At 68.4% G+C, this 16,326-nt stretch carries 13 protein-coding genes; 7 read left to right on the forward strand and 6 right to left on the reverse strand.

What is annotated here, in order from left to right:
* Nucleotides 1-14: 14 nt before the first annotated feature.
* A complete protein-coding gene (locus ACFYMP_RS03555) occupies nucleotides 15-1,073 on the forward strand; it encodes an ABC transporter ATP-binding protein (protein WP_388849856.1) in 1,059 nt (352 codons plus the stop codon).
* Entirely contained in the window at nucleotides 1,066-2,214 is a 1,149-nt protein-coding gene (locus ACFYMP_RS03560; protein WP_388849859.1) for an ABC transporter ATP-binding protein, read from the forward strand. The genes ACFYMP_RS03555 and ACFYMP_RS03560 overlap by 8 nt, the downstream gene beginning before the upstream one ends.
* A gap of 369 nt (nucleotides 2,215-2,583) precedes the next feature.
* On the opposite strand, the gene ACFYMP_RS03565 is transcribed toward ACFYMP_RS03560, so the two are convergent.
* The 6 genes from ACFYMP_RS03565 to ACFYMP_RS03590 all read right to left on the reverse strand — a co-directional run bounded on the left by ACFYMP_RS03565 (nucleotide 2,584) and on the right by ACFYMP_RS03590 (nucleotide 9,968).
* Entirely contained in the window at nucleotides 2,584-3,615 is a 1,032-nt protein-coding gene (locus ACFYMP_RS03565) for an ABC transporter ATP-binding protein (RefSeq protein WP_388849863.1), read from the reverse strand.
* A 23-nt stretch (nucleotides 3,616-3,638) separates the two neighbouring features.
* Nucleotides 3,639-4,664 (reverse strand): ABC transporter ATP-binding protein, encoded by a 1,026-nt coding sequence (locus ACFYMP_RS03570; protein WP_388849866.1) that lies wholly within the window; start codon nucleotides 4,662-4,664, stop codon nucleotides 3,639-3,641.
* Between the two features lie 11 nt (nucleotides 4,665-4,675).
* Nucleotides 4,676-5,656 carry an ABC transporter permease gene (locus tag ACFYMP_RS03575; RefSeq protein WP_388849869.1) on the reverse strand — a complete coding sequence of 327 codons (981 nt, stop codon included), beginning with the start codon at nucleotides 5,654-5,656 and terminating at the stop codon, nucleotides 4,676-4,678.
* A gap of 130 nt (nucleotides 5,657-5,786) precedes the next feature.
* The gene (locus ACFYMP_RS03580) at nucleotides 5,787-7,553 is read right to left on the reverse strand and encodes an ABC transporter substrate-binding protein (RefSeq protein ID WP_388849872.1); all 1,767 of its coding nucleotides are present in this window, start codon (nucleotides 7,551-7,553) and stop codon (nucleotides 5,787-5,789) included.
* A gap of 56 nt (nucleotides 7,554-7,609) precedes the next feature.
* Nucleotides 7,610-8,647: an ABC transporter permease gene (locus tag ACFYMP_RS03585; protein ID WP_388849875.1), complete on the reverse strand. Its 1,038-nt coding sequence runs from the start codon at nucleotides 8,645-8,647 to the stop codon at nucleotides 7,610-7,612.
* Nucleotides 8,648-9,593: 946 nt separating this feature from the next.
* Nucleotides 9,594-9,968, reverse strand: a complete 375-nt coding sequence (locus ACFYMP_RS03590; protein ID WP_388849878.1) for a hypothetical protein — start codon at nucleotides 9,966-9,968, stop codon at nucleotides 9,594-9,596.
* Nucleotides 9,969-10,258: 290 nt separating this feature from the next.
* Between ACFYMP_RS03590 and ACFYMP_RS03595 the strand changes: the two genes are divergently transcribed.
* From ACFYMP_RS03595 to ACFYMP_RS03615, 5 genes are all read left to right on the forward strand, one after another.
* Nucleotides 10,259-11,899, forward strand: coding sequence for an ABC transporter substrate-binding protein (locus ACFYMP_RS03595; RefSeq protein WP_388849881.1), 1,641 nt, complete (start codon nucleotides 10,259-10,261; stop codon nucleotides 11,897-11,899).
* A 176-nt stretch (nucleotides 11,900-12,075) separates the two neighbouring features.
* A complete protein-coding gene (locus ACFYMP_RS03600; RefSeq protein WP_388849883.1) occupies nucleotides 12,076-12,999 on the forward strand; it encodes an ABC transporter permease in 924 nt (307 codons plus the stop codon).
* Nucleotides 12,992-13,984, forward strand: a complete 993-nt coding sequence (locus ACFYMP_RS03605) for an ABC transporter permease (RefSeq protein ID WP_388849886.1) — start codon at nucleotides 12,992-12,994, stop codon at nucleotides 13,982-13,984. Before ACFYMP_RS03600 ends, ACFYMP_RS03605 begins: the two co-directional genes overlap by 8 nt.
* An 11-nt stretch (nucleotides 13,985-13,995) precedes the next feature.
* On the forward strand, nucleotides 13,996-14,976 hold the full coding sequence (locus ACFYMP_RS03610; protein ID WP_388849889.1) for an ABC transporter ATP-binding protein: 981 nt from the start codon (nucleotides 13,996-13,998) through the stop codon (nucleotides 14,974-14,976).
* Nucleotides 14,963-16,090, forward strand: coding sequence for an ABC transporter ATP-binding protein (locus tag ACFYMP_RS03615; RefSeq protein WP_388849892.1), 1,128 nt, complete (start codon nucleotides 14,963-14,965; stop codon nucleotides 16,088-16,090). The genes ACFYMP_RS03610 and ACFYMP_RS03615 overlap by 14 nt, the downstream gene beginning before the upstream one ends.
* The last annotated feature ends 236 nt before the right edge of the window (nucleotides 16,091-16,326 follow it).

Below are 16,326 nucleotides of genomic sequence, written 5' to 3' on the forward strand. Positions count from 1 at the left end.
GGAGGGCGTACGACATGGTCACCACCAAGAAGGCCACAGCCCTGCCGCAGCCGCGCCAGGACGCCGACCACACCGGACCGCTGCTCGAAGTCCGCGACCTCCACGTCGAGTTCCACACCAGGGACGGCATCGCGAAGGCCGTCAACGGGGTCAACTACTCGGTCTCGGCCGGGGAGACGCTCGCCGTGCTCGGCGAGTCCGGCTCGGGCAAGTCCGTGACCGCCCAGGCCGTCATGGGCATCCTCGACATGCCGCCCGGCCGGATACCCAGGGGCGAGATCCTCTTCCGCGGCCAGGACATGCTCACCATGTCCGCCGAGCAACGCCGGAGGATACGTGGCCAGAAGATCGCCATGATCTTCCAGGACGCGCTGTCCTCCCTCAACCCGGTGCTCAGCGTCGGCTGGCAGCTCGGCGAGATGTACCGCGTCCACCGGGGCACGTCCCGCAAGGACGCCAAGGCCAAGGCCGTCGAACTGATGGAACGGGTCAACATCCCGGCCGCCGCCTCCCGGGTCGGGGACTACCCGCACCAGTTCTCCGGCGGGATGCGCCAGCGCATCATGATCGCCATGGCGCTCGCCCTGGAACCCGACCTGATCATCGCGGACGAGCCCACCACCGCGCTCGACGTGACCGTGCAGGCCCAGGTCATGGATCTGCTCGCGGAACTCCAGCGCGAGTACCACATGGGGCTCATCCTCATCACGCACGACCTCGGGGTGGTCGCCGACGTCGCCGACAAGATCGCCGTCATGTACGCGGGGCGGATCGTGGAGACCGCCCCCGTGCACGAGCTGTACAAGCGCCCCGCGCACCCGTACACCCGGGGGCTGCTCGACTCGATCCCGCGGCTCGACCAGAAGGGCCAGGAGCTCTACGCGATCAAGGGCCTGCCGCCCAACCTGACCCGCATCCCACCGGGTTGCGCCTTCAACCCGCGCTGCCCCAAGGCGCAGGACATCTGCCGCACCGAGGTCCCCCCGCTGCACCCCGTCACCGAACGGGACGGCACCGAGCTGCCGGGCCGCGGCAGCGCCTGCCACTTCTGGAAGGAGACGATCCATGGCTGACCTCGGCAAGGGCGCGGAGCCGCAGGACACCACGCCGAACGTCACCGAGGTGGAGACGGTCGGGGCGGTCACCGAGGAGGAGGCGGTCGCGGCCGTCGAGGCGCCCGTCGACCGGGGCGAGCCGATCCTCCAGGTACGCGATCTCGTCAAGCACTTCCCGCTGACCCAGGGCATCCTCTTCAAACGGCAGGTCGGCGCGGTCAAGGCCGTGGACGGCGTCTCCTTCGACCTCCACCAGGGCGAGACCCTCGGCATCGTCGGCGAGTCCGGCTGCGGGAAGTCGACCGTCGCCAAACTTCTGATGACCCTGGAGCAGGCCACCGCCGGTGAGGTCTTCTTCAAGGGCCAGGACATCACCAAGCTCTCCGGCCGGGCGCTCAAGGCGGTGCGCCGCAACATCCAGATGGTGTTCCAGGACCCGTACACCTCGCTCAACCCGCGTATGACGGTCGGCGACATCATCGGGGAGCCCTACGAGATCCACCCCGAGGTGGCGCCGAAGGGCTCGCGCCGCAAGCGGGTGCAGGAGCTGCTGGACGTCGTCGGGCTCAACCCCGAGTACATCAACCGCTACCCGCACCAGTTCTCCGGCGGCCAGCGCCAGCGCATCGGCATCGCCCGCGGACTCGCGCTCAACCCCGAGGTCATCATCTGCGACGAGCCGGTCTCGGCGCTCGACGTGTCGGTGCAGGCCCAGGTCATCAACCTGATGGAGAGGCTCCAGGACGAGTTCGACCTCTCCTACGTCTTCATCGCGCACGACCTCTCCATCGTCCGGCACATCTCCGACCGGGTCGGCGTCATGTACCTGGGGCGGATGGCCGAGATCGGCAGTGACGAGCAGATCTACGAGCACCCCACCCACCCGTACACGCAGGCGCTGCTGTCCGCCGTACCGGTGCCGGACCCGGAGGCGCGCGAGAGCCGCGAACGCATCCTGCTCTCCGGGGACGTGCCCTCCCCGGCCAACCCGCCCTCCGGCTGCCGCTTCCGCACCCGCTGCTGGAAGGCCGAGGACAAGTGCGCGACCGAGACACCGCTCCTGGCCGTCCCGGCCCGCTTCGCGGGGGCCGACACCCCCGCCGCCCACGAATCGGCCTGCCACTTCGCGGAGGAGAAGGACGTGGTGGGGGCGGTCTGACCCCGCCTCCGTCGGCACGACGCGGCGCCCGCCACCGGACACGGTGGCGGGCGCCCCGTTCTTCCGCCTCCGCCCACCACCTCCCCGGCCCGCCACGGGTGGGCCGCGGCCGTGGCCCGTACGGGACGAGCGGCCGCCGTACCTCACAAACTCGTGGGTCGGCAGGAGGGGTGGGCCAGACGCGCGAAGGCCCGCCCCCCGCTCACGCGGGCGACGGGCCTTCGCATCCCCGGAGGGAGCCGTGCACATCGAACTCGGGTCAATGGGCCAACATGTCCGGCTCCGACGGCGGCCGGATCTCAGGGGGTGTACCCGTACCGCCGGGGGGCTGGTGACCGGCACCCCGTGAGGTGCCGGAAGGGGGAGGGATCAGGCGGTCAGCGACTTCTTGAGGTCGGTGACCTGCGACTCCTCCGGGTAGTGGCAGGCCGTGAGGTGTCCCTCGCGGCTGCCGGAGATCTGGACGAGCGGCGGGGTGTCCGTCGCGCACTTCTCCGTCGCCTTCCAGCAGCGCGTACGGAAACGGCAGCCGGAGGGCGGGTTCACCGGAGACGGTACATCGCCCTGGAGGCGGATGCGCTCCCGCGCCGGCTGGTCGTCCGCGGTCGCCTCGGGCACGGCCGACAGCAGCGCCTTGGTGTAGGGGTGGCGCGGGTTGCCGTACAGGTCCTCGCGGTCGGCGATCTCCACGATGCGGCCCAGGTACATGACCGCGACGCGCTGCGAGAAGTGCCGCACGATCGCGAGGTCGTGCGCGATGAACAGGAACGCGATGTTCATCTCGCGCTGCAGCTCCTGGAGCAGGTTCACGACCTGCGCCTGGATGGACACGTCGAGAGCGGAGACCGGCTCGTCCGCGACGATGAGCTTCGGGTTCAGGGCGAGGGCGCGAGCCACGCCGATGCGCTGGCGCTGACCGCCGGAGAACTCGTGCGGGAAGCGGTTGAAGTGCTCGGGGTTGAGACCGACGATCTCCAGCAGCTCGCGCACCCGCTTCTCGCGTCCGCCCGCCGGGTTGATGTCGTTGACCTCCATCGGACCCGTGATGATCTTGCCGACCGTCTGCCGCGGGTTCAGCGAGGCGTACGGGTCCTGGAAGATCATCTGGATCTCGGAGCGCACCGGAGCCAGTTCCTTGCGCCCGGAGTGCGTGATGTCCTGACCCCGGTAGCTGATCTTTCCGCCGGTGGGCTCCAGGAGACGGGTCACGAGCCGGCCCGTGGTGGACTTTCCGCAGCCCGACTCACCGACCATGCCCAGGCTTTCGCCGGCGCCCACGGTGAAGTCGAGTCCGTCGACCGCCTGGACCGCGCCCACCTGCCGCTTGAACGGGAAGCCCGCCATGATCGGGAAGTGCTTGGTGAGCCCGGAGACTTCGAGAAGGGGGGAGGTACTGCTCATGGTGTGTGTCCTGGTCTCTTCGGTCAGGCGGTTCGGGCCGCGGTGAATTCGGTGAAGAACTCCCGCCGCTGCTCCGGGGTCAGATGACAGGCAGCCCCCCGCCCGTCGACCAGCCTCAGTTCCGGCGTCTCGTCCACGCAGCGGTTACCGCTCACCTGCTCGGTGAACGTGCAGCGCGGGTGGAAACGGCAGCCCGTGGGCGGGTTCAGCAGGCTCGGCGGCGTGCCCGGGATCGGTGTCAGCGGAACGTCCACCGGGCCGTCCAGCGTCGGCATGGAACCGAGCAGGCCCCAGGTGTAGGGGTGCTGGGGATCGGCCAGCACCTCCTTCTTGGTGCCGCGCTCCACGCACCGCCCGCCGTACATCACGAGCACCTCGTCGGCGATGTCGGCGATCACCCCGAGGTCGTGGGTGATGAAGATGATCGAGGTGCCGGTCTGCTGCTGGAGGTCCTTGAGCAGGTCCATGATCTGGGCCTGCACCGTCACATCCAGCGCGGTGGTCGGCTCGTCCGCGATCAGCAGCTTCGGGTCGCAGACCAGCGCCATGGCGATCATCGCGCGCTGACGCATACCGCCCGAGAACTGGTGCGGGTAGTCGTCGACCCGGATGTCGGGCTGCGGAATGCCGACCCGGGTCAGCATCTCGACCGCGCGGGCCCGCGCCTCCTTCTTGGAGGCGCCGGTGTGCTTGCGGTAGGTCTCACCGATCTGCTGGCCGATGGTGTGGTACGGCGACAGCGAGGCGAGCGCGTCCTGGAAGATCATCGACATGGTGTTGCCGCGCAGCGTCTCCAGGCGCTTCTCCTTCACGCCCAGCAGGTCCTCGCCGTCCAGCAGGACCTCACCGGTGATCTCGGTGTTGGCCGGATCGTGCAGGCCAAGGATCGCCAGGTTGGTGACGGACTTGCCGGAACCCGACTCGCCCACGATGCCGAGCGTCTTGCCGGCCTCGATGTCGAAGGAGAGGCCGTCGACGGCCTTGACGATGCCGTCCTCGGTCGAGAAGTGCACGTGCAGGTCGCGCACGGAGAGGAAGGGGGTGCTCATGATGCGCTCTCCTAGGCGAGGCGGACGCGCGGGTCGATGAGGGCGTACACCGCGTCGATGATGATGTTGAAGACCACGATCGCCCCGGCCGCCGTCAGGGTCACCCCGAGCAGCATCGGGAGGTCGGACTCGTTGACCGACTTCACCGCGAGGGCTCCGATGCCCTGGAGGCTGAAGGTCTGTTCGGTGATGATCGCGCCACCGAACAGGAGGGCGACGTCGAGACCGAAGATCGTCACGATCGGCCCCATCGCGCCGCGCCAGGCGAAGCGGAAGAACACCGACCTGCGCGAGAGGCCCTTGGCCCGCGCCGTACGGACGTAGTCCTCGCTCAGTTGCTCGACGAGCTGGGAGCGGGTCATACGCGTGTAGTTCGCGGTGAAGATGATCGCGAGGACCAGCCAGGGCAGCAGCAGTCCGGAGGCCCACTTCGCCGGGTTGTCCGAGAAGGACACGTACTCGGGGCGCTTGAGGACGTGCCACTGGTCGGCGAGGAAGTACATCGCGATGATGCCGACGAAGTAGACCTGCATCGCGGAGCCGAGCAGCGAGGCGGAGCTGGCGATCTTGTCGACGGCCTTGCCCTGCTTCACGGCGGCGATCATGCCGGCGCCCACACCGAAGAGCACGAAGAAGAAGGCCGCGCCGAGCGAGAGCGAGAAGGTCAGCGGCATGCGGTCGACGATCGTGTTGAAGACCGGCTCGTGGTTGGCGAACGAGTAACCCAGGCACGGGAAGTCGCAGTGCCCGTAGTTGCCGTAGTCACGACCGGCGAACAGGCCGACCAGCCAGTGCCAGTACTGGACCGGTACCGGGTCGGCGATGCCCAGGTTGTGCCGCACGGTTTCGAGCGTCTCGGGGGTGCAGACCTTTCCGCACGCCAGCCGGGCAGGGTCACGCGGGACCGCATAGAACAGGAAGAACGTGACGGCGCTGATGATCAACAGGATCACGAGGGCGCCGAGTATTCGGCGGATGAGGAAACGGGTCATGGGGGCGTGACTTTCCTGGCGGGCGCCTGCGAAAGGGCCTGGCGGGGGAGGTTGGCGTCCGGGGGCGCCGAGGGTGACCACACGGCAGCGGGGTGGCGGGCACAGGACCCGCCACCCCCGTTGTCAGAGATCACATGGCGTACATCTTGTGCAGGGCGGGGCAGTCGTAGGCACCGTCGTAGGTGTGGTTGCCGACCTTGGAACCGTGCATGTAGTTACGCAGCGGGTAGTAGTCGGGGACCACGACCGCCTGCTCCATGATCTTGCGGTCCACGGCGGCCCACGCCTTGCCGGCGGCCTTCGGGTCGGTCTCGGCGGTCGCGGCGGCGATCGCCTTGTCCACCGAGGCGTCCTTGAGCTGCGGCCAGTTGTTACCCATGTTGCGCACCTCCTTGCTGTCGAAGCAAGGCTGGAGGGCGGTGTAACCGGTCGGCCAGTCGGCGACCCAGCCGCCCGACATGACGTCGAACTTGTTGTCCAGCTGGCCGATCTCGTCGTAGTACGAGGTCGAGTCGATGGCCTTGGCGACCGGGTCGAAGCCGGCCTTCTTCAGGGCGTTGACGATCGCGACCGAGACCTTCATCTGGACGTCGCTGCGCGGGAAGGCGAAGACGATCTTCTGGCCGAGCTTTCCGGCCTTCTTCAGGGTCTCCTTGGCCTTCTCCGGGTCACCGGCGGGCTTCTTGAGCTTGCCGTAGAGGTCGAAGTCCTCGCGGCCGGCGATGAGCGGGCTCAGCACGGTCGAGGCGATCTCCGAGGTGGCCGGGCCACCGCGCAGCTGGCGGATCTGCTGGTTGGGCCACGCGTAGTTGAGGGCCTTGCGGACCTCAAGGTCGGTGATCCGGGTCATGTTGATGGCCCAGTAGTACGTGCCCGCGCCGATGTGGCTGGTGACGCGCTTCTTGAGGTTCGGGTCCGTCATGACCTTCTGGATGCGCTCGGGCGCGACCTCGTTGAGCAGCGTGACCGCGTACTGGTCCTTGCCCGAGTCGGCTATGAAGCGGTCCGTGGTGGTCAGGGCCTGGAAGCCGAAGGTGAAGTCGTACCGGTCCGGGTAGTTGTTGCGGATCGGGTCGAGCTTCGCGTCCCAGTGCGGGTTGCGGACCATCACCAGGGACTTGTCCGTGGTGTGCGACTTGATCATGTACGGGCCGCAGGAGAACGGCAGCTTGTCGTACTTCTCCTGGGTGTCGTGCTTCTTCGGGACGATGCAGTAGCCCATCATCGCCAGCGCGAAGTTGAAGTCGGCGTGCGCTTCCTGGAGCGTGAAAGTGATGTCCTGGCCGTCGACCTCGACCGAGGCGATGCGCTTGCCCTTCTCCGGGCCCTTGTACTTGGCGCCACCCTCAAGCCAGGTCTCGACGTAGGTCGGGCCCTCGGTCGTGAAGTCGGCGAAGCCGCGCTCGAACGACCACTTGACGTCCTCCGTGGTGACGGGCTTGCCGTCCTGCCACTTCAGGCCGTCCTTCAGCGTGAACTTCCAGGTCTTGCCGCCGTCGGTGACCGTGCCGGCGTCGGTCGCGAGGTCGCCGACCAGGATCGAGACGCCCTTGGTGTCGGTCTTGTAACCGGTCAGTCCGCGGTGCAGCGGGATCATCGCGGCCTGGGTGTACGCGTAGTAGATGCGCTGCGGGTCCAGGTGCGGGAAGTCGTCACGGTCGGTGATGTAGATCGTGCCGCCCTTCTTGGCGCCCGCGATCTCCGGAGCCGGACCGGTCGAGTCGGCCTTCGTGCCGACCGCCACGGTGCTGGCCTTCGAGCCGGACACGGAGGGGCCCTTGGACTTGGAGCCGCCGCCACCGGAACCCGAGTCGTCACTGCCACAGGCGGACAGCACCATGGCGCCACCCGCGGCGACACCGGTGGAGATCAGAAAGTTTCTACGCGAAAAGGACATGACGATCCTGTCTTGAAGGGGTAAGGCAGAACGGACTACGCAGGTGAACCGCTTCGTCAGCGCTTCGACTTGGGGTCGAGAGCGTCGCGTACCGAGTCACCGAGGAGGTTGAAGGCCAGCACGAAGATCACCATGGTCAGGCCCGGTACGAGCATGTAGGAGATGTCGTTCTGGTACACCGCGGCCCCTCGCTGGAGCATGACGCCCCAGTCAGGCGTGGGGTCCTGGATGCCGACACCCAGGAACGCGAGGCCGGCCTCGGCGGTCACGAAGGCCGGAAGGCCCAGAGTCGCCTGGATCAGGATCGGCGTCCACAGGTTCGGTAGCAGCTCCTTGAAGATGATCCGGCGCGAGGACATCCCGGTGACCCGGGCGGCCTCCACGAACTCCCGCTCCCGCATCGCGACCACCTGACCGCGCAGCAGTCGCGCGATGGTGGCCCAGCCGAAGGCCGTCAGTACGGCGATCAGGCAGATCGTGATCAGCCAGGTCGGCGTCTTGTCGTCGGGGGCGACGAACAGGCTCAGCAGGACCGGGGTGAAGGCGATGAAGAAGAGAGTCGACGGGAAGGCCAGCAGGATGTCGATGATCCGGCCGACCAAGTAGTCCGTCTTACCGCCGAGGTATCCGGCGGTGATGCCGACGGCGACACCGATCAGGGTCGTCAGCAGCGTCGCTGCCGCCGCGATCAGTAGGGAAGTGCGCATGCCGTAGATGAGGAAGGTGAAGACATCCCGGCCGAGACCCGGTTCGATGCCGAGCCAGAAGTCCCCGTTCGCCCCGCCGAACGCACCGATGGGGTTGCTGAACTCGTTCAGCAGGGTCGGGTCGTCCTGCCCGTACGTCGTGTACGGGTTCTTGCCGGAGAGCTTGGCGAACAGCGGTGCGGCGAGCGCGACGACGAAGAAGAGGACGACGACGACCCCGGACACGATGCCGGTGCGGTCGCGCTTGAAACGGCGCCACGCGAGTCGCCCCGGAGAACGGCTCTCACCCCCGGTCTTGGGGGGCGTGGAAGGAGACGGAGCGCTGAGCTCCGTCTCTATGGCCGCCTCGTCTATTGCTGCTGAGGCGGCAGGCGTTGGGGTGGTCATGGTGCTCCTGGCCCGGAGGGTCGAAAACTCCGCAGGACACGCCCACGGGCTAGCCGGACTTTTTCAATGCAAATGGAGCAAGGTCAATAAAATTCGTTCAGGCTTGGTGAGCTGTTTACCTTCTTGGCCAACCCTTTGCCTAAGGTGTTGGTTGGCTTTGGTTTGTCGTTATCGCACCGTTTTGACATTTGGTGCACGAGGCACTGAACGGTGCAAGCTGTTCGATATCCGGACGTACGGGGGTGTGCGGCGGTCCGGGGAGGGGCCGCCGGGTGCGAGCCGGGGCTGGAGCGACTCGACGGAGGGGCGTCCGCCCGCGCGGCCGGCCTGATGCGCGGGTGCGCGGGTGCGCGCAAGCGGAGGCGCTGGCCAGGGCCGTGTTCCCGACCCTTTCGCAGACATGCCGCCGTGTCCACGGGTTTGTCCGCGCCACGAGAGGTTTCCTCCGGCGGTGACGGGGCCGGACGACGAGGTGCGCGGTGCCCCCGGTCGGGGGGAGCCGTGTGCGGCCGTCCCCGTCCGGGCCCCGGGCGGATGAAGGGCGCGGTTCCGGTGGTGGTCGGCGGCGCGCCGGTCGCGGCGGATCTCGCGGCCGACGGTGGAGGGCTCCGTCCGGCGCCCGGTCGCGTGGGCGGTCGCCCTCCGCCGACGGGGGAGGTGCCGGCCGCGTTGTGCCCTGCCTTCCCGCGCGGAGCCCGCCTTCCCGCGCGGAGCCCGCCTTCCCGCGCGGAGCCCGCCGCCGATGATCCTCGCCGCGTCCGCGTACCTCACGCCACACCGCGCGAGGGGAAGTCCTCCTCCCGCTCACGCGTCAGCTTCCTGTGGCCCGGCCCACCGACCGGGAACGAGAAGGGCACATTGCCGAACCGGGGCGTCGCGGCAATAGTCAGGAATCACACCGGGGCGCCGGGCGTGGTTCCGCGCTCGCGTTCGGCAAGGGCCCGGCTCAGATCAGCTTCCACTGGTCGCGATCGCCGTTGACCCGCTTGCCCGCGATGACCTTGTTCTTGGTGGTGACCTTCAGGTAACCGCTCACGCTGTTGGCGAGGACCGTCTTCTTCCCGCCAATGCCCTGGGAGTGCACCCAATTCGTGGTACGTCCGAAACAGCCGCCGCCCTTGACGCTCTTTTCGTACTTCGTCGAGCCGACGATGCAGTCCTGCCCCGGCAGCGGCACGGCCAGCGTGGCCAGGTGGTCACCCGACCAGCCCCACAGCTGCTTCCTCGTCTTGGTGCTGCACTTGACGGCGGTGGCGGCCTTTCCCACGCCGTTCCACTGCAGGCACTTCCCGGTGGTTACGTTCTTGAGGCGAAAATTCATGCTTCCCGCCTGGGCCGGCGCCGCTGTGGCGAGTGCCGTCACGGCAAGGCTCGCGGCGAGCGGGAAAGAGAGGTAAAGGCTCCTGCGCACGGGTGTACTCCTTCGGCTGTCCTTTTCTGTCCTGCCTCAGGATTCAGTCGGGACGAGAGGAGTACCACGTATTTGAGTGACATCTGAGGTTTTCTCATTCGGCGCCGGAACCCGGATGGTCGTTCTCGCGGTGCGAGCCGTGTCCGGATGAGGTGCTATGAGGCCCTAAGTGCGACATACCGCTCACGAGGAGGCACCCCATGCGAGGAGCCACGCACGCCAAATGGGCCGCCTGCGCGGTCGCCGTCGCCCTGGCCGCGACGGGCTGCGGCGGTGGGGACGACAGTGGCGGCGGTGGTGGCGGGGGCGACGGCTCCGGAGTGGTGAGTTCCTCGTGGGGGGACCCGCAGAACCCCCTGGAGCCCTCCAACACCAACGAGGTGCAGGGCGGCAAGGTCCTCGACATGGTCTTCCGCGGGCTCAAGCGGTACAACCCGAAGACCGGCAAGGCCGAGGACATGCTCGCCGAGAAGATCGAGACGAAGGACTCGCAGAACTTCGACGTCACCGTCAAGAGCGGCTGGACCTTCTCCAACGGCGAGAAGGTCACCGCGAAGTCCTTCGTGGACGCCTGGAACTACGGGGCGAACCTGAAGAACAACCAGAAGAACGCGTACTTCTTCGGGTACATCGACGGCTACGATCAGGTCCACCCGGCCTCCGGCACCCCCAAGGCGCAGACGCTGTCCGGGCTCAAGGTCACCGGCGCGCGCACCTTCAGCGTCAAGCTCAGCCAGAAGTTCTCCACCTGGCCCGAGACGCTCGGCTACGCCGCCTTCGCGCCGCTGCCCGAGTCCTTCTTCAAGAACCACGACCAGTGGCTCTCCAAGCCCGTCGGGAACGGCCCCTACACCATCCAGTCCTACGCCAAGGGCTCGCAGATGAAGCTGCGGAAGTGGGACGGCTACCCGGGGCCGGACAAGGCGCGCAACGGTGGGATCGACCTCAAGGTCTACACGGACAACAACACCGCCTACACGGACCTGACCGCGGGCAACCTCGACGTCGTCGACGACATCCCGGCCTCGCAGCTCAAGAACGTCAAGAGCGACCTCGGCGACCGGTACCTGAACACGCCCGCCGGGATCATCCAGACCCTCGCCTTCCCCTTCTACGACAAGGGGTGGAGCGGGCCGAAGAGCGCGCAGCTGCGCAAGGGCCTGTCGATGGCGATCAACCGCAAGCAGATCACCGAGACGATCTTCCAGAAGACCCGCACCCCGGCGACCGACTGGACCTCCCCGGTGCTCGGCGAGGACGGCGGCTACAAGCCCGGACTGTGCGGGGAGGCGTGCGAGTACAAGCCGGCCGAGGCGCGCAGGCTCGTCCAGGAGGCCGGCGGCATCCCCGGCGGGCAGGTCAAGCTCGGCTACAACGCCGACACCGGCAGCCACCGCGAGTGGATCGACGCGGTCTGCAACAGCATCAACAACGCCCTCAAGAACGACAAGGCGTGCGTGGGCAACCCCACCGGGACCTTCGCGGACTTCCGCAACAAGATCGGCCAGCACAAGATGCCCGGCCCCTTCCGGGCCGGCTGGCAGATGGACTACCCGCTGATCCAGAACTTCCTGGAGCCGCTGTACTTCACCAACGCCTCCTCGAACGACGGCCTGTACTCCAGCAAGAAGTTCGACAAGCTCGTCAACCAGGCCAACGGCGAGACCGACACCGCGAAGGCCGTCAAGACCTTCCAGGACGCCGAGGGCGTGCTCCGCGACGACATGGGCGCGATCCCGCTCTGGTACCAGAACGGCAGCGCCGGCTACTCGGACCGGGTCTCCAACGTGGCACTGAACCCGTTCAGCGTCCCGGTCTACAACGAGATCAAGGTCAACTGACCGGCCGGCGAAACCCACCGGCCCCGGCCCCGCACCCGGCCCGGCGGCCGCGCGCCCGGCCCCACCGCCCCCGCGCACCCGCCGGGCCCCCGGCCCCGCGCACCCCCCGGTGCGCCGGGCCGGGGCCCGGAACCGGCACCGCCCGCCGGGCCACGCACCCAACCCCGGAGCTGTCCATGGGACGTTATGTGATCCGGCGTCTGCTGCAGATGATCCCGGTGTTCATCGGCGCCACGCTGCTCATCTTCCTGATGGTGAACGTGATGGGCGACCCCGTCGCGGGACTGTGCGGGGACCGCCAGTGCGACCCCTCGACCGCCGCCCAGCTGCGCCGGGACCTCGGCCTCGACAAGCCCGTGTGGCAGCAGTACCTGACCTACATGGGCAACGTCTTCACCGGCGACTTCGGCACCGCCTTCAACGGGCAGAAGGTCACCGAGCTGATCGGCACCGCCTTCCCCGTCACCATCCGGCTCACGATCATCGCGATCGTCTTCGAGATCGTCATCGGGGTGACGCTCGGCGTCCTCACCGGACTGCGCCGGGGCCGGCCCGTGGACACCGGCATCCTCCTGCTGACCCTCGTGGTCATCTCCGTGCCCACCTTCGTCACCGGCCTGCTGCTCCAGCTGCTGCTCGGCGTGAAATGGGGCTGGATCAAACCCGCCGTGTCCTCCGAGGCCCCCTTCGACGAACTGATCCTGCCCGGCCTCGTGCTCGCCTCGGTCTCCCTCGCCTACGTCACCCGGCTGACCAGGACCTCCATCGCGGAGAACCGCCGCGCCGACTACGTACGCACCGCCACCGCCAAGGGACTGCCCCGCCACCGGGTGATCATCCGCCACCTGCTGCGCAACTCGCTGATCCCCGTGGTGACCTTCATCGGCACCGACATCGGCGCCCTCATGGGCGGGGCGATCGTCACCGAGCGCATCTTCAACATCCACGGCGTCGGTTTCCAGCTCTACCAGGGCATTCTGCGGCAGAACACGCAGACGGTCGTCGGTTTCGTGACGATCCTCGTCCTGGTCTTCCTGGTGGCGAACCTCGTCGTCGACCTCCTGTACGCCGTTCTCGACCCGAGGATCCGGTATGCCTGAGCCACAAGACAACGTCCCCAGCGGGCGCGACGCCATCAGCGGGGCGGGCCTCGGCGGGGCGGCGGACCTCGCGGGCAGCGAGGCGACCAGCCTGGAGACGGTCGCCGAGGGCGGCCCCGAGGGGCGCGGGCCCGCCGCCAAGCCCCGCAGCCTGTGGTCCGACGCCTGGCGCGACCTGCGGCGCAACCCGGTCTTCATCATCTCGGGCCTCGTCATCCTCTTCCTGGTCTTCATCGCGATCTGGCCCTCCTCGATCGCGCCGGGCAACCCGCTCTCCTGCGACCTGTCCAACGCGCAGAAGGGCTCCACCCCCGGGCACCCCTTCGGCTTCGACAACCAGGGCTGCGACGTCTACACCCGCACCGTGCACGGGGCCCGCGCCTCGGTCGAGGTCGGCGTGTGCGCGACGATCGGGGTCGCCCTGCTCGGCTCGGTGCTCGGCGGTCTGGCCGGCTTCTTCGGCGGGTTCTGGGACGCGATCCTCTCCCGGATCACCGACATCTTCTTCGCGATCCCCGTGGTCCTCGGCGGGCTCGTCCTGCTGTCCGTCGTGACCTCCGCGACGGTGTGGCCGGTGATCGGCTTCATCGTGCTGCTCGGCTGGCCCCAGGTCTCCCGTATCGCCCGCGGCTCGGTCATCACCGCGAAGCAGAACGACTACGTCCAGGCCGCGCGCGCCCTCGGCTCCTCCAACTCCCGGATGCTGCTGCGGCACATCGCGCCCAACGCCGTCTCCCCGGTCATCGTCGTCTCGACCATCGCGCTGGGCACCTACATCGCGCTGGAGGCCACGCTCTCGTTCCTCGGCGTCGGCCTCAAACCGCCCACCGTCTCCTGGGGAATCATGATCTCCGAGGCCTCCGCCAACGTGCGCAACGCCCCGCACATGCTGCTGTGGCCCGCCGGAGCCCTGGCCATCACGGTGCTCGCCTTCATCATGCTCGGCGACGCGGTGCGCGACGCCCTCGACCCCAAGCTGCGCTGAGGAGCCCGCCCATGCTGCTGGAAGTACGTGACCTGCACGTCGAGTTCCACACCAGGGACGGCGTCGCCAAGGCCGTCAACGGGGTCAGCTACGCCGTCGACGCGGGGGAGACCCTGGCCGTGCTCGGCGAGTCCGGCTCGGGCAAGTCCGTGACCGCCCAGGCCGTCATGGGCATCCTCGACGTGCCCCCCGGGAAGATCACCGGCGGCGAGATCCTGTTCGAGGGCCGCGACCTGCTGAAACTCAAGGAGGACCAGCGGCGCAAGGTCCGCGGCGCCCAGATGGCCATGATCTTCCAGGACGCCCTGTCCTCCCTCAACCCGGTCCTCACCGTCGGCCAGCAGCTCGGCGAGATGTTCACCGTGCACCGCGGCATGTCCCGCAAGGACGCGCGCGCCAAGGCCGTCGAACTCATGGACCGGGTACGCATCCCGGCCGCCAAGGAACGCGTACGCCAGTACCCGCACCAGTTCTCCGGCGGGATGCGCCAGCGCATCATGATCGCCATGGCGCTCGCCCTGGAGCCCAAGCTGATCATCGCGGACGAGCCCACCACCGCCCTCGACGTGACCGTGCAGGCCCAGGTCATGGACCTGCTCGCGGAACTCCAGCGCGAACTGCACATGGGGCTCATCCTCATCACCCACGACCTCGGGGTGGTCGCCGACGTCGCCGACAAGATCGCCGTCATGTACGCCGGCCGGATCGTCGAGCACGCCCCCGTCCACGAGATCTACAAGGCGCCCGCCCACCCCTACACCGAGGGCCTGCTCAAGTCGATCCCGCGGCTCGACCAGAAGGGCCAGGACCTCTACGCGATCCAGGGGCTGCCGCCCAACCTCATGCACATCCCGCCCGGCTGCGCCTTCCACCCGCGCTGCCCGCGCGCCCGCGAGGTGTGCCGCCACGACGACCCGCCGCTCTACGAGGTGTCCCCGACCCGCCGCAGCGCGTGCCACTTCTGGGAGGAGACCCTCGATGCGTCGCGATGAGCACGGTTCACGCAAGGAGGCCCGCCGTGAGGGCCGCGAGGCGGCCCGGCTGATGGCCAGGGCCCAGGCCGAGAACTCCTTCGCCGCCGGGGCGCCCGTCCTGGAGGTACGGGGTCTGGCCAAGCACTACCCGCTGACCCGGGGCATCGTCTTCAAGAAGCAGGTCGGCGCGGTCAAGGCCGTGGACGGCGTCGACTTCGACCTCGGCCAGGGCGAGACCCTCGGCGTGGTCGGTGAGTCCGGCTGCGGGAAGTCCACCGTCGCCAAGATGCTCGTCCACCTGGAGGAGCCCACCGCCGGGGCCATCCGCTACAAGGGCGAGGACATCAGCCGGCTCTCCGGCCGGGCGCTCAAGGCGGTGCGCCGCAACATCCAGATGGTGTTCCAGGACCCGTACACCTCGCTCAACCCGCGTATGACGGTGGGCGACATCATCGGGGAGCCCTACGAGATCCACCCCGAGGTGGCGCCGAAGGGCTCGCGCCGCAAGCGGGTGCAGGAGCTGCTGGACGTCGTCGGGCTCAACCCCGAGTACATCAACCGCTACCCGCACCAGTTCTCCGGCGGCCAGCGCCAGCGCATCGGCATCGCCCGCGGACTCGCGCTGCGCCCCGAGATCATCGTCGCCGACGAACCCGTCTCGGCGCTCGACGTGTCCGTGCAGGCCCAGGTCATCAACCTGATGGAGAAGCTCCAGAGCGAGTTCGACCTCTCCTACGTCTTCATCGCGCACGACCTGTCCATCGTCCGGCACATCTCCACCCGGGTCGCCGTCATGTACCTCGGCCGCATCGTGGAGACCGGGACCGAGGAAGAGATCTACGAGCACCCCACCCACCCGTACACGCAGGCGCTGCTGTCCGCCGTACCGGTCCCCGACCCGGAGGCCCGGGAGAGCCGCGAACGCATCATCCTCACCGGGGACGTGCCCTCCCCGGCCAACCCGCCCTCCGGCTGCCACTTCCGCACGCGCTGCTTCAAGGCCCAGGACAAATGCGCCGTCGAGGACCCCCTGCTCGCGGTCCCGCCGTGGTTCCAGGGCCGGCAGATCCCCGCCGCACACCCCTCGGCCTGCCACTTCGCCGAGGAGAAGCAGATCGTCCCGAGCGACTGAACCCCGGCCGCCAGCCCTCCCGGACGCGGGGCGCGGCCCGCCGGGAACGCGCGTCCCCCGTCTGCCGGAGCGGCTTAACACGCAGGCAACTCCGGCGACGCCACACCGATATACGGACGCGACAAGGTGTTCCACGTACGGCCGTGCGGGTGCCGTAGACCGGCCGGAGCGCGCCATGTCGCTCCGGCCGGTCGCCGTGTCCGGGGTCCGCCGAGGTCGGCCCGCCCGGCCCGCCC

It is taken from the genome of Streptomyces sp. NPDC007088, assembly GCF_042869355.1.
Taxonomy (GTDB): Bacteria; Actinomycetota; Actinomycetes; order Streptomycetales; family Streptomycetaceae; genus Streptomyces.